The following is a 14,158-nucleotide window of genomic DNA, read 5'->3' on the forward strand; positions in this document are numbered from 1 at the left end:
GAAGGGATATCGGCAATGGCAGTTTCTACACCCGCTTCACATTCCGAAGAACGCAGTTCGTGGATTCCGATGGTAGCCATCGCTTTCGGTCAGGCCATCATGTCTTTCAATGTCGCTTCCCTGCCGGTCGCACTGGGCGGCATGGTCGAAAGTTTCGGCGTTGCGCCAACGGTCGTGGCTACGGGCATCGTGGCCTATTCGATGATCGTCGCAGGCTTCGTGATGCTTGGCGCCAAACTTGTGCAACGTTTCGGTGCCTTGCAAGTCTTCCGACTGGCCGTCATCGTGTTCGGCCTTGCACAGATTCTGATGACATTCAGCCCCAATGCAACCGCCATGATTACAGCGCAAGCCCTGTGCGGCGCCGCAGGTGCCGTCATCGTTCCTGCACTCGTCGCCCTGATTGCGGAAAATTACCATGGCAATCAACAGGCAACTGCGCTCGGCGCATTGGGCTCCGCGCGGGCTGGTGCCGGTGTTTTGGCGTTCCTTATCGGTGGCGTGCTTGGAACCTATATTGGCTGGCGGCCCGTTTTCGGTATCCTCATTGCGGTATGCGCGCTGGTCCTCGTTCTCAGCTTTCGGCTGAAGCCGGATCGGGGACGACCGGACGTAAAAATCGATATGGTCGGAGTTGCGCTTGCTGCGGCAGCCATCATCTCCATCAGCTTCGGGTTCAACAATCTGAACGGCTGGGGGCTCATGCTTGCGCGCTCGACAGCTCCCTTCAATGTTCTGGGCCTCTCCCCTGCACCGATCCTCATCGTCCTCGGCATTGTATTGGGACAGGCTTTTTTTCTTTGGACGCGCCGCCGCGAAGCCAACAACAAGACGCCTTTGCTGCCGCTGCAGGTTCTGGATTCACCGCAGGAACGCGCTGCGGTGTTTGCCATGTTTGCGGTCGTGGCACTGGAAGCTGCATTGAATTTCTCGGTTCCGCTTTATATCCAGATCGTCCAGGGACGCTCGCCGCTTGCAACTGCGGTCGCCATGCTTCCATTCAACCTGACGGTCTTTTTCGCCGCCATGCTGATCGTACGGACCTATGGGAAACTCACACCACGGCAGATCGGCCGTTTCGAGTTCGGGCTATGCGCCGTGGCTCTTATCTGGCTAGCCTTCGTCGTCCGCAATGACTGGAGTTCAGTTCCGGTTCTTTTCGGCCTGATCCTGTTCGGTATCGGACAAGGTTCACTGGTTACGCTTTTGTTCAACGTGCTGGTTACGGCATCGCCGAAGGAACTTGCCGGAGACGTCGGCTCCTTGCGCGGAACCACCAACAATCTTGCCGCCGCTGTGGGTACTGCCGTTGCTGGAGCCTTGCTCGTCGGCCTGCTCAGCAGCGCGGTCATGCGACAACTGGCTCAGAACCCAACCTTGCCGATAGAGATACAATCGAAAGTCAATCTCGACAGCATTACGTTTGTCAGCAACGATCAATTGGAAAGCGTCATCAACGCCACGTCTGCAACGCCGGAGCAAAAAGCCGAAGCATTGCGGATCAATACGGAGTCTCGCCTGCTCGCCCTTAAAATCGGCTTTCTCATCATGGCGGGTCTCGCTCTCGTATCGATCCTTCCGGCCAGCCGATTGCCAAATTATCGGCCCGGGGAAATCCCGGAGCCATAGAAGCAGGCGGAGCTGCTCTATCCGGGGCTTTTAACCCACGCAATTCAACTAGAGCATTTCCTGTTTTGATTGAACCATTGCAAATGCTCTATCTGTTTGTTTTTACGCATGTCTTTATCCCGAAACCGGTTTCCACTTTCGGGAGACATGCCCTAGAGCTGTTCCAATTAAAGCGCAGTCGCTGGAACAGCTCTATTGTTCGCGGGAAAAGCCGAATATCTCAGCGAACCAGCTTGTTGCGGAATATTGCGCGCAGAAAGTCAGGGCAACGATCGTGATCGGAACGCCGATAAAGGCTCCGAAGACACCCCAGAGCGAGCCCCAGGCGAACACGGAAAAGAGCGTCGCAAACGGCGACAGGGAAATTGTCTTTCCTGTCAATCGAGGCTCTATCACGCTTCCGATGACGGACTGTATGATGTTCAGACCCACAAAGACTGCGAGTACCCATTGCCAGCTGGCAAAGTGCGTGAAGGCGAACGCGGTAATGAAAAGCGTAGCGATCAGCGGCCCGAGGAAAGGAATGAAGTTCAGGATGAACGCGACAAATCCCCAGGTTTCGGCAAATGGCAAGCCGATCAAACGGGTCAGAAGCCAAACAAGTGAGCCGGTCGCAAGGCTCATCAGGGCCCTGAGCAGCATGTAGAACCGGATTTTTGCGGCGGCTGACTGGCTGGCGCGCAGGAATGAATTCGCAGCCTCCTGATTTTTCAACTGCTTGATCCGCGCGCGAAACTCGTCCGTTTCGGCAAGCCCCAACAGAACATAGACCAGCGCCACGAGCCAGAAACTGAATGTATTGTTGAGGCGGCTTCCTATCGATTGGAGCGTCCGCAAAGTCCAGCTTACGCTGAAATTCTCCGACCACAGAACTGATGCCGCGATGCCATGCCCGTCAAGCCACGTTGTGAGCTGCTCATAGAGGAGCTGATACCGAACTGCGTCGATCAATATGCGGCGGCCAACCTGTCCGACTGTCCATGCGATCAGCCATCCAAAACCGAGCAGAAGGAAAACCACCAGAAGAAAAGTGACCACCAATGCCAGGTAGCGCGACATGAACGACGAAAGCCCGTGCTGAACCGGCCAGACGAGCATAATGATAAACAATGCAAAAACGACTGGTGCAAATACCGCGCCACCGTAATGGAGCAATGCAATCAGGACGCATCCCGCGATCAAGATCAGTGTTGCATTGCCAGCCTTCAGCATGAAAAATCCCCGTCCCCACGCATGAAATCAACTCATGATTTCAGGGTATTCTTGTGAATTTGACCGTCTTTCATGACGACCGCCAGCGTCTGTTCCGGCTTTTCAAGCACGTGAATATCGTCGAGCGGATTTTCATTCAGAACCAGAAGATCGGCAAAGGCACCCGGCTCTATGAGACCGAGCTTGCCGGGATAGGGATTGCGCAGATTGGAAAGTGCAAGCAATTCGGCATTGACTGATGTGGCGGCGCGAAGCACTCCCGCATTCGAATACCACTGGCTCAAATGGGTCAGCATGAAGTTCTGGCGCGGGGTCAATGCCGGTGAAAATAGAACATCAGAACCCCAGGCAGTCTTGATCCCATATTTGCGGGCGAACTCGTAAATCCTTGGCGTACCGGCAAAAAGTTGCTGAATTCGCTCGGCACCGGGGCCTGTCTGCGATGCCGCATCCTCCATCGTGAGGAAAGGCTGGGTGCTCAACCAGACCTCCTTTTCTGCGAGCATGCGTGCGGTTTCCTCATCCATCAGATGCGCATGTTCGACACATGCAACACCCGCCCTGATGGATCGCTGGACTGTATTCGAGGCATAGGCATGAACTGTGACATAGGTGTTCCAGTCCTTTGCCACATCGACCGCCGCGCGGATTTCTTCCTCGCTGAATGTAGACATATCCAGCGGACTGCGCGGCGAGGACACACCACCGCCTGCGACGATCTTGATCTGCGATGCGCCCTGCAACAATTGTTCGCGCACGCGAAGCTTCAAACTGCCTGCATCATCGACGATGGCCGAAGCCCCCATCAATTCGCCGGTGCTGAGCTTTCCCCCGTCGCGCGGTATTTCGGTCGGCAGCCTGAGATCGCCATGACCGCCGGTTGTTGTTATCATCGCGCCTGCGGGAAAGATGCGCGGGCCGCTTATGATGCCCGTATCGATGGCGCGCTTGAATGAGAAAGTCGGTCCACCCAGATCGCGAACCGTCGTAAAGCCGCGCAAAAGCGTGCGTTCTGCCTCTGCCGTGGACGCCGCAAATATTATACCCAAATCTCCTTCCAGAAGGACCGGCAGCGGCACAGCCGCATAGACCGCATGCCAGTGAGCATCGATCAGTCCCGGCATCAATACGCGGTCGCCACAGTCGATGACCGTCGCGCCTTCAGGCGGCGCACTGTTTGTCGTGTCGACGGCAGTGATGCGATTGCCTTCGATGAGAACCTGAACGCCGGATTTCAGCGCGTCAGCCTTGCCATCGAAAAGCCGCGCCCGTGTCAGAAGAATTTTGGCAGACTGCGCGAAAGAGCGATCCGCAATCATCGTCGCTGCAGCCGTCGCTGCGGCACCTGCGAGGAAGTGTCGTCGTGACAGACGATCCAGACGGCGGGAGACCTGTTGCAATATCGGATTGGAGCAGCCGCAGCCATCGCCATGAATGAAATGCTGATATTTTCCACCCAGTCTAAACATGGCAACTCCCAATTTGCGCGATTGCTAAAGACAGCTAGCGGATTGAATTTGACGTTTGCTACCCGCCCGATATCAATCCGGCTTCAAACGTCAAATTCGAAAAATCCACTGGTTTCATAAAGTTACTAGCGGTCTTTTTGATTCCGGCATTTGCTCAGCGCTAATATCCGGGGATACAAATGTCGGAATCAGGCCACTAGTTGAATATCTTGAAGTAGTTTACGTCGATAAATCTTCCCCGAACGTCGTTCTCGACGCGCCCCCGGATTTCAATCTTGTTCTTTGTATTTATTTCTCTGCCGCGCCAGACTTCTCTTTCGATCCGAACTCTCGTTCTGCCGGTATGATCCTGAAAGACATACTGGGCTCTTCTGACATTACTTTTGATCGAACCGGTCAGCACCACACGGGTTCCGACTGGCGTTCGGGTTATGGCATCTGCCGTTATGGTATTGCGGGCTTTGAATGAATCCAGAAACTGGGCATGGGAAACATCAACGAAACCCAGAGAAAAAAGGCCCAGTATCAATGCAAATTGAATCATATGCTGCTTTACCGAGGCCATGGATTTTCACCCTCATAGCAATGATCGAATTTCTTCTTCGGTATCTAGTGGATTTTTCGAATTTGACATTTGAAACAGCATCTCATTCAGTCGGGATTCAAACGTCAAATTCAATCCACTAGTCGACTTCTGATGAAGATTAACTTTATCACGGGAAGACACAAGACATATTCCCCACAGAATTTCGAAACCACAAGTACCCGATAATAATTCACCTTTTGCGAGCTCCGGTCTCGTCATCTCCAGAGCAATTCCAGCCCCTGTGCGGAAGGGCCACGCCCGATGCCGATACACCCACAGCTTCGCGCCTGAGTGTTTGCGCCCTCAAAAATCGCCAGGCGACCCATAGCCGACAATATGACGGCTGATTTCGGCAGGGTGCCTGCCAAGTCGGCATTTTACCGGATGAAGTGCGGCGGGAGATATGACAGCTTCGACGGTCAGTCGTGAGCAGAGAGGAAAAAAGCGGCCGGATCATCGGAAGGTGATGGAGACGACAAACAATGTGGGGGCGGAACTGAAAACGTTGGAATTGGCTCAGAATGAGCAAAACTATATGCGCGAATTGCGCAGGGAATTTCATAAACACCCTGAGCTTTCCCTGAATGAACGACGCACTTCTGCACGTATCAGGGAAGAACTTGATGCAATCGGCGTCCCGTATGTCTTAGTCGGCGAATTTGGAATTATTGCAACCGTAACCGGATCGCAAAGCGAGCGGGTTATCGCCTTGCGCGCTGATATGGATGCTCTGCCGATAGAGGAGAACAACCCACACCTGGAATATAGGTCTGGCACAGCTCACGTTATGCATGCCTGCGGCCACGACGGGCATATCGCCATGCTGCTGGGAGCGGCGCGCGTTCTTATGAAAGCTCGCGATCGGCTCCACGGAACAGTCAAGCTATGCTTTCAACAAGCCGAAGAGGTTGGCGAGGGAACAGAAGACATTCTGAAAGAACTCGCAAGGCACCCCGTTGAAAGTATATTGGGCATTCATCTCTGGTCGGAGTTGGAGACCGGCAAGATCTCCATTGAATCAGGCCCCCGAATGGCTGCCGGGCAGTCCATCGATCTGACGATCCATGGCGTGGGTACGCACGGCGCCTACCCTAACAGAGGCATCGACCCAATCATCGCGACTGCGGCGATCATCATGAATTGCGCTGCACTCGTCAGTCGTGAATTTGATCCTACGGAACCTGTCGCGCTGACTTTTGGAAGTATCTGTGGTGGCAATGCAGATAACGTCATTCCGGATAGGGTCAGCGTCTCAGGCACGATGCGTGCAACGCGTTCCGAGACAATGAGCTATCTTGAAGAGGCGCTGAAGCGGACGATAACAAGCACAGCCGATGCCTATCGCACCCGAGCAGAAATCAGGTTCAGCGGCGGCGTTTCAGCAGTCACCAATGACCCGGCATGCAGCAATATTGCTCGTCGCGCCATTCAGTCTCTCGGCCTGGAAAACGACTGCACCAGTTTCAATACGGTAATGGCGTCGGAAAACTTCGCCGATTTCCTGAAACTATATCCAGGCGTCTTTGCTTTCATCGGCGTGCGGAACGAAGCGATAGGCGCAGCCTATCCCCACCACCATCCGAAATTCAACATTGATGAAGATGTTCTTTTCAGAGGTGCAGCCCTGTATGCGCAATATGCAATCGAATACTTTCAATCGGATAAATAAATAAAACACACCGAATAGTGTTCGTTCGAACGCTTAATTAAGTTTCAAACAAAATGGGAGGAAACCATGAAATACTTGAAAACAGCAACACTCACATCATCAATAATAGCGATGGCGCTTTCTATAGGAGCAGGCATTGCCCATAGCGAAGAGCCTTTGAAGCTCATCATTGGCACCGAAGGCGCCAATCCACCGATGAATTATCAATTGGCAGACGGCACGCTTGCCGGCTTCGAGGTCGACATCGCCAAGGCGCTTTGCGACCAGATGAAAGCGCAATGTGAAATTGTTGCTCAGGATTGGGATGGCGCCATCCCTGCTATTCAATCCGGAAAGTTTGATGCGTTTATCGCTTCCATGTCGATCACCGAGGAACGCAAGAAGCAGGTTGATTTCTCCGACAAGTACTTCAACCCACCTCCGGGAATGGTGGCATTGAAGGATTCAGACATCAAGGGCGTCACCAAAGACAACCTCGCTGGCAAGACTATCGGTGTGCAGGGCTCAACGACCCATGCAAATTATGCAGAGGCTTACTTTACCGACAGCACGGTAAAGGCTTATCCGACCTCTCAGGAATTCAAGCTGGATCTTGCGAACGGACGGCTTGATGCCGTTAATGACGACAGCGTATCTCTGGCAGAATGGCTCAAGACCCCGGAAGGCGCTTGCTGCAAGATGATCGGCACCTATCCGCCGGTTGCACAATATCATGGCGCTGGCGTAGGCGCTGCCATCAAGAAGGGTCGCCCGGAACTGGTTTCGAAATTCAACGAAGCGATCAAGGCGATCCGGCTCAACGGAAAGTATAAGGAAGTCAACGACAAGTACTTTGATTTCGATGCTTTCGGAAATGATGGCTAAATACCCCTGATGGCAAGGAAAGTGCCATCGGGCCTGACTTGAAAAGGGGATACGCGCCCCTTGAAAACGCAGCCATGCGCTATGGGCCATTGATGGTTCATAGCGCATGGATTTACTGGATTCCGATACTCCAGCAGGACACGCTCATTTAGCGACTATTAACAGGATCAAAAGCTTTTTGCCGTAACCAGGCAGCCATGATCTGGAGTAGACTTAGAAAAAAACTTCCTGCCGCCTTTCTGCTCCTGTTGATGCTGGCGCAATTCAGCACCGCATCGGCTGGTGCGGCGGCATCTTCCGACATTCGCAGTTCCTGTTGGGCATCCGCCAGTCTGTCGGAGGATGTGGTCACGATTGCACGCGAGGAAGAGCGATGGTCTTGCGGTGAGCGCAAATTCTCTATCGATGCCGAACGCGTACTGCTTCGCTTTGACATTGCCTCTGACAAACTCCCTCCCCGTTATTTGCTCTCACGCCGAAGTGCGCTTGAAGCAATACATCTGCTTGCAACAGACCGCGACGGTGCTGTCCGGCAGACAGTCGTTCCCGCCGCCGATTTGTCCAGTTCAGTCGCTGGCGGTTACTTCAAGGCTTCCCTGACGGATGTGACCCACGAGACTGCATCGGTCATCGTCGCATTTGATATGCCGAGCCATCGGATGACCCTGGAGAGGGCCTATCTAGCGCCGACAGATGCAGTCGACGGCATGGGGAACCCCCGGTTCCTTCTCATTCTGGCCGGACTTGCGGGCATGCTCGTCATGCCGCTGATTTTCAATGCAGCATTCTACAGGGCTTTGCGTGAACCATTCGTTCTCTGGCATTCGGCGCTTACATTCTCGCTATTGATGACCATTCTGGTTTCATCTGGCGTGTCGGTTGTACTTTTCGATCCTCCGGCAATGACGTTGAGCTGGATGACGACTTTGATATTCGGGATAACAGTCGCATCGGGAGCGATGTTCACCTATAGCTTCATCGAGCCAGGAATGATGCATCCGCTTCTGCGGCGCCTGCTCCCTTATTGTGCCATATGGGCGATATTCCTCAGTGTCTTTCATGCGGCATTCCCCTATGTCGCCCGCCCTATACAAGCGAGCGCATATACTGCTGCCTTTGCACCGATCCTAGCTATTTTCATGCTGTCCATGATTGATGCACTGCGCCGCGGAAGCCGCGCTGCGCGATTCCAGGCAGTTGGTTACACGCCGATCATTCTGGTTGGGCTGATCCGTCTTGTGACGGGGGTGCTTCCCGGTTTGCATAGCACCGATGCTATGCTTCTATTTTTTATCGGCTGTGTGTGTGAAGTCCTGTTCACAACGCTTGGCGTGGCAGATCGCTTCGTGACTATGAAGCGCGAGCGAGACCGGGCACGCGACGAAGCCGAACTGCTCGAACGCTTATCCGAAACGGACCCATTGACGGGATTACTCAATCGGCGAGCAATCGAACGGCAGTTCGAGCAGCTTCAAAGCGAAGGCTTCGCCGCAATGGCTGTCATTGATATTGATTATTTCAAGACGATCAATGATCTGAACGGACACGGTGTCGGAGATGAAGTGCTGAAGGCCGTTGCCAGTGCGCTTCAAGCTGGTCCGACAGTGCGCGCCTACCGACTTGGCGGAGAAGAATTCGTGCTTCTCCTGCGCGGTGCCGATGCCAATATCCAGGCTGAACTGCGACGTCAGGCTATTCCTGCGATTGTTGCTCATACTATTTTGGGCATCGAACGACCCGTAACCGCCAGCATGGGCATAACAGAAATTGGTGACGGTGAAGATTTCGCAACACTTTACGACCGAGCTGACAAGCTGCTTTATGAAGCGAAGAGCGCGGGGCGAAACCAAACCCGCAGCGAAATCAAGCCAAAGCCGTCGTTGAAAGCACTTGCGGGCGACAGTGCAATAATCGCCTAAGGGGCATTTGAAACCGTCAGATAGGTCTACCGCTTTCGCCGCAGTCCTTTTTGTTCGGCATCTGCGGCGGCGGGTATTCCATAAACGCAGCCATGACCGAACCGCCCATCGAGGCGGGCGGTATGCTACGAGCCGAAACCTAGTCTTTCGCCTGAGCGTTTCTGCGCAATGACGGACATCTCCGTTTGGCCGAGGATGGTCGCCTTGATCTGATTCTCATCCATCAAACTGAATGCGGTTGCCCAGGCGTCCGCTCTCGCTGCATCGCGTGCCACAACAGTCAACCAACGATAAAGTGCTACTGAAAATCCGGTCTTTGGGTTGAGCAAATGGTTGAAGCGTCCGGATTCTTCGAATTGAAACCCGCTGAAGCTGGACGTCGCGAGCGCCTGATCGCGGATATCGACATGTTCTTCGGTTCTCGCTCCGGCTTCGAGATCGGCGATGCCAATGCGCCATGCCGTGCCGTCCGGCCTGGAGCCAAGCGCGCGATACTCCCCCATATCGACCAGCGCATGTTTGACCCCTTCCCTTTGCAACAAAGCTGTCACACGGTCGGTGACGTAGCCCTGAACAATACCGTTCAGGGTCAGAGCCATTGACGGCTTGGAGAAGGCAATCCGGTTCTCATCAAAGAGAACGTGACCGAACCCGACCTTTGCCAGCGCTTCATCCCAAAGCTGTCGCGATGGTCCGTCAGCAGACGGATGTTCTTGTGAAAAATGCTTCTTCAGACAGTTCCAAAGGGGCTGTACCGTCGGATCGAAAAGGCCATCGCTGGCCTGCCAGCATTCATGACAGATACGCAAGACCTCAATCAGATCGGGCGAAGGCGATGCCAGCGCCCCATTGCGATTAAGTTTGGTGAGTTCTGAATCTGCACGATATAAGCTGAAGATGTTCTCCAGCCTTTCCGCCTCTTGAGCAGTTGCACGTAGCAGGCGTTCGGCGGTCGAACGATCAGGATGATAGAGTATGATCTTGGCAGGCGCTCCCATCGCCTGGCCGCGCCAGACGATGGGCTCGGGAAGCTCAAGTGAAGCTGCACTTTTTGGAATAACGTAGAGCATTACTCCAGCCGCACCGCCCGCAAGTACCAGGCGACGACTGACACGCCGTCCACTTTCAATGCGCATGGCTTTCGGCTCCAAGATCGGTGGTCTGTACAGACTGTCCACCGAGAACGTAACTCTCCGGCATTTCGGTGAAAGTGCTGATACGCCCACCCTTTTCCGCGATGAACTTCTCGGCTGCTTCCCGTGTTGAAAACGGCACGGACTCCTGTGCCCCCATTCCACCCACAGCAGCGCTTTCAATCACAAAAAATGCCTTATGTGCATCGACCCAGTTTTCCGCTCCCGGCTCCTCCCAGCTTGGCGCTTTCGCCATGTCCGAAACGTAGATTGCTGCAATCCCCTTCGGCTCTTCGGGCAGCATTGTAAAGGCGAGTGTGTCGCGGGCGGAGGAGAACCATATCGCCTCATTTGCCGGTTCGAGAATGATCTGGCCCTTGGGGCCAGGATGTTCCAGAACATTCATCCCGCAATAGCGGCCCATTGCGCTTTCTGTCAGGGCGAAAGGAGCAATGACGGCATCTTTCTTTTCATCTGGAGAACATCCGGCAAGCAAAGCAAGAAACAGAGGGGCCAGAAACAAAGCGCGGTTCATAATTCTTTCCTCGAGAAAACCAACATGGAAAGGGACAACGGCAGCATGACCCAAAGGCCGAGCGCCAGTGTCAGTGCCGGAGCCGAGAGCGTAGCGTTACCGGCTATACCACCCATGCCGGTCAGAGATCCGGCCTGTCCGAGACCGAAATTGAGAAGCCGGTAGGAATCGGCTGGATTGAGAAGAAGCAGACTGTTGAGTATGCCACCGCCAACAATACGGCCCTGATCGAAAACCAGCAGAGCAAGAAGTGCTGCGTCATAGATCAGCACGAAAAACAGCCAGACGCCGATGGCGATACCTGCTGCCGTGCTCCGCTCCCGCACCAGCGTACTTGCGAGAAAGCCGATGGCGATGAACACCGCTCCCAGCAGGACCGACGAGACGATGAGTTTCAATAACGAGAGCCAACTCCCCGCATCCACGCCAGATCCGGTCACGATCAGCGCTACAGCCGCCACGCCGTAACCAAACAATGTCGCGAAAGCGAGAATGGCAAGCTGGCCGATGAACTTGCCCAGAACCAGCTGAATCCGGCTTATCGGATAGCTTAGAAGCAGCAACATCGTGCCGCGTTCCATCTCACCGACGATTGCATCATGCGAAATGAGAAGAGCAATGAGAGGAATGAGGAAGATGGTCAGGCTGGAGAGGCTGACGATCACCACGTCCAACCTACTTGCTGCAACAGAACTGCCAGTGGGTGCGCTGCCGAGAAAAGTCATGCTCAGAGCCAATGCTGCAAGCAGTAACGTGGTCGCCAGAACCCAGCGATTGCGCAGGCCTTCCTGTATTTCTTTGGAAGCAATAATGAGAATATTTTTCATTCCGCTGCCTCCGCGCCAGCCGCTTCTCCGGCATTGAGAAAATGGGCGTAAAGCTCGTCCAGCGTCGGCGGAACAAGATCGAGTTCCGTCAGATTGTCATTCATGGCCACGATTTCGCGGACAAGCGCCATCTTGCCTTCCGTCGGAGCTTCTGTTTCGAAGATATCCGGGCCGAGACGATGCCAGCGCAATGCTGCATTGGCGGTGGTCGAAGGCAACCGGGAGACGTCCGGCGTCTGCACGCGTATGCGAAGCGGCAGTTGTGAAATCCGGCGCAACGTATCGATGGAGCCATCGGCAATGATCTTGCCCTTGTTCGCGATGATGACGCGCCCGACCTTGGTTTCCAGTTCGGTCAATGCATGGGACGACATGAGGATTGTCGTGCCTTTGCTCCGCAGTTCTTCGAGAACTTCATAGAAGCTCTGGCGCAAGGCGGGATCGAGACCAGTTGTCGGTTCGTCTAGCAGCAGAACGTATGGTTGCCCGAGCAATGCCTGAGCAAGCCCCAGTCGCTGGCGCATCCCTTTCGAATAGGTGCCAACCCGCCTGTTCGCAGCATGGGCGAGGCCAACGCGCTCGAGCAGCTCAATATTTTGAGCAACCGGCATTCTCTTGAGCCGCGCATAGAAGCCAAGCGTTTCCGCGCCCGTCAGCGCCAAATTGAAAGAGACGTGCTCAGGCAGATAACCAAGGCGCAATCTGGCGGCAAAAGCACCCGTCGCCGGGTCCTCACCCAGCACACGAACCGCACCCTTGGTTGGACGGATCAGCCCAAGCATGAGCTTTATCATCGTGGTCTTACCTGCTCCATTATGGCCAACTAGCGCGATGCTTTCTCCAGCGTGAAGGCTGAAACTCGCATCGCTTATAGCGTTGAACCCGCCATAGGACTTCGTGACCTGATCAAGAATGACAGTCTCAGTCATTTGGTTTTCCTTTCGCCGGATCGGCCGGATTCGGCGGCTTCATTAGGGGATGGCTATCGACAACACCGCCCGGCAGAAGCGCCGGGAACTGGGTCTGCGCCCAGCGGATAGTCTCGATTGCCGGACTATTGATGAGAATTTTTGCCTGTGGCGCAGTCCACAAAACCTTGTCGATAAGATCATTGGGTCGGTAAGGGCTGTCAGCGATACCATCGCCATTGAGATCGAAGGCCGGATTGTCGCTCCAGTAATTGCCACGTCCATTGACCGACCAGTCAAGGTTGCGCGTGCCAACATATTTCACCTGATTGCGGTTATTGATGAAGGCATTGCCGCTCATGGCATTGCCCTCTGAACCGGCGGTAAAGTGAATGCCTATGCTGCAGTTCTCGAAACTGTTCTCGGTGAACTTGTTCTTGTTGGCATTGTAAATGAACACGCATTTTTCCGGGCCGAGCCGCGAGGCCTCGCCCACCAGCGTCTCCGTCTTGTCTTCCGCCGGAAGGCCATGTTCAGCTTTTTGAACACCGGCATCAAGCCAGCGGTCTATCGATTGCATTCGCCCGATCACGCGATTGCCGGAAATGACCGAGCTGTTTGCATAATTGAGCAACAAGCCGTGATCCCGATCGCCGTCGGACAGGTTATCCATCACCTTGAGGCGATTGGTGTACATGATCGCGAAACCGACAGAATTGTTGCGCGAAACATTGCCGATGACCTGGCTGTCGTCCGTGTACATGTAATGGACGGCGAACCTGACATCCTCCATAACATTGTCGCGGAAGACGTTTTTGCGGCTGGCATTAGTATAGATGCCGTCGCGCCCGTAGCGAATGACGTTGCCGATAACCTGTGCACCGGGGGCATTCCATATGGAAACGCCACTGCCGGTTTGCGCCATGCGCACGCCTCGACGGCCAATGATCTCATTGCCACTTGCGATGGAATTTGCAGCGCCGTGCAAATAAATCCCGTAGAGATTATCGATAAGGCGATTGTTCTCGACGCGTGCGCCCTTGGCGGTTTTTGCCACGAAAATCCCGGAATTGAGGTCGGGCATATTATCGCCCGAGCCGCGCACTTCCAGCCCGCGCACGATAGCGTCTGGTGCGCTGACCGTTATGGCATTGCCCGAGCCAAGTCCGTCTACAACGGCGCCCGGTTCGCCAGTCAGTTCAATGGCGCGGTCGATCGTAAGCGCGCCATTGTGCTTGCCTTTCAGAAGCCGGACGACATCGCCCGGCTCCGCTTTGTCGATAGCCGCCTGTACGCCTTCGCCTGCCACGACATCGATCTGCCGTGCCTGCAAACCGTCGCACAGAACGACGGTCAGCAGCATTGCGGCGCTCAAGGACTGAAACCGGCGGGGGAACTTCATGGCAG

At 54.5% G+C, this 14,158-nt stretch carries 12 protein-coding genes; 4 read left to right on the forward strand and 8 right to left on the reverse strand.

The features are described 5' to 3' along the window. Positions 1–15: 15 nt before the first annotated feature. Positions 16–1,629, forward strand: a complete 1,614-nt coding sequence (locus F9K91_RS11155) for an MFS transporter (RefSeq protein ID WP_235912878.1) — start codon at positions 16–18, stop codon at positions 1,627–1,629. 192 nt (positions 1,630–1,821) lie between these two features. Here F9K91_RS11155 and F9K91_RS11160 read toward each other — a convergent pair whose 3' ends face one another. The 3 genes from F9K91_RS11160 to F9K91_RS11170 all read right to left on the reverse strand — a co-directional run bounded on the left by F9K91_RS11160 (position 1,822) and on the right by F9K91_RS11170 (position 4,875). Next, positions 1,822–2,841, reverse strand: coding sequence for an AI-2E family transporter (locus tag F9K91_RS11160; RefSeq protein WP_151554711.1), 1,020 nt, complete (start codon positions 2,839–2,841; stop codon positions 1,822–1,824). A gap of 32 nt (positions 2,842–2,873) precedes the next feature. Continuing rightward, positions 2,874–4,310: a metal-dependent hydrolase family protein gene (locus F9K91_RS11165; protein ID WP_151651469.1), complete on the reverse strand. Its 1,437-nt coding sequence runs from the start codon at positions 4,308–4,310 to the stop codon at positions 2,874–2,876. Positions 4,311–4,506: 196 nt separating this feature from the next. Continuing rightward, complete coding sequence (locus F9K91_RS11170) at positions 4,507–4,875, reverse strand: YgiW/YdeI family stress tolerance OB fold protein (RefSeq protein ID WP_151554713.1); 369 nt, start codon at positions 4,873–4,875, stop codon at positions 4,507–4,509. Between the two features lie 424 nt (positions 4,876–5,299). On the opposite strand from F9K91_RS11170, the gene F9K91_RS11175 reads away from it, so the two are divergent. The 3 genes from F9K91_RS11175 (at position 5,300) to F9K91_RS11185 (ending at position 9,348) form a co-directional block, all read left to right on the forward strand. Then, positions 5,300–6,565, forward strand: a complete 1,266-nt coding sequence (locus F9K91_RS11175) for a M20 metallopeptidase family protein (protein WP_235912881.1) — start codon at positions 5,300–5,302, stop codon at positions 6,563–6,565. Between the two features lie 66 nt (positions 6,566–6,631). Next, positions 6,632–7,429 (forward strand): transporter substrate-binding domain-containing protein, encoded by a 798-nt coding sequence (locus F9K91_RS11180; protein WP_151554714.1) that lies wholly within the window; start codon positions 6,632–6,634, stop codon positions 7,427–7,429. A 197-nt stretch (positions 7,430–7,626) separates the two neighbouring features. Then, positions 7,627–9,348 (forward strand): sensor domain-containing diguanylate cyclase, encoded by a 1,722-nt coding sequence (locus F9K91_RS11185; protein WP_235912882.1) that lies wholly within the window; start codon positions 7,627–7,629, stop codon positions 9,346–9,348. A 125-nt stretch (positions 9,349–9,473) separates the two neighbouring features. Here F9K91_RS11185 and F9K91_RS11190 read toward each other — a convergent pair whose 3' ends face one another. The 5 genes from F9K91_RS11190 to F9K91_RS11210 are packed head-to-tail and all read right to left on the reverse strand — an operon-like array spanning position 9,474 to position 14,153. Next, complete coding sequence (locus tag F9K91_RS11190) at positions 9,474–10,484, reverse strand: FAD:protein FMN transferase (protein WP_151677805.1); 1,011 nt, start codon at positions 10,482–10,484, stop codon at positions 9,474–9,476. Continuing rightward, complete coding sequence (locus F9K91_RS11195; RefSeq protein WP_151554716.1) at positions 10,474–11,016, reverse strand: nitrous oxide reductase accessory protein NosL; 543 nt, start codon at positions 11,014–11,016, stop codon at positions 10,474–10,476. Before F9K91_RS11195 ends, F9K91_RS11190 begins: the two co-directional genes overlap by 11 nt. Next, complete coding sequence (locus F9K91_RS11200) at positions 11,013–11,843, reverse strand: ABC transporter permease (RefSeq protein ID WP_151554717.1); 831 nt, start codon at positions 11,841–11,843, stop codon at positions 11,013–11,015. The genes F9K91_RS11195 and F9K91_RS11200 overlap by 4 nt, the downstream gene beginning before the upstream one ends. Next, positions 11,840–12,772 (reverse strand): ABC transporter ATP-binding protein, encoded by a 933-nt coding sequence (locus tag F9K91_RS11205; protein ID WP_151554718.1) that lies wholly within the window; start codon positions 12,770–12,772, stop codon positions 11,840–11,842. The genes F9K91_RS11200 and F9K91_RS11205 overlap by 4 nt, the downstream gene beginning before the upstream one ends. Further along, entirely contained in the window at positions 12,765–14,153 is a 1,389-nt protein-coding gene (locus tag F9K91_RS11210; RefSeq protein ID WP_151554719.1) for a nitrous oxide reductase family maturation protein NosD, read from the reverse strand. The genes F9K91_RS11205 and F9K91_RS11210 overlap by 8 nt, the downstream gene beginning before the upstream one ends. Positions 14,154–14,158: the final 5 nt, after the last annotated feature.

Source organism: Brucella tritici, assembly GCF_008932295.1.
GTDB classification, from domain to species: Bacteria; Pseudomonadota; Alphaproteobacteria; order Rhizobiales; family Rhizobiaceae; genus Brucella; species Brucella tritici.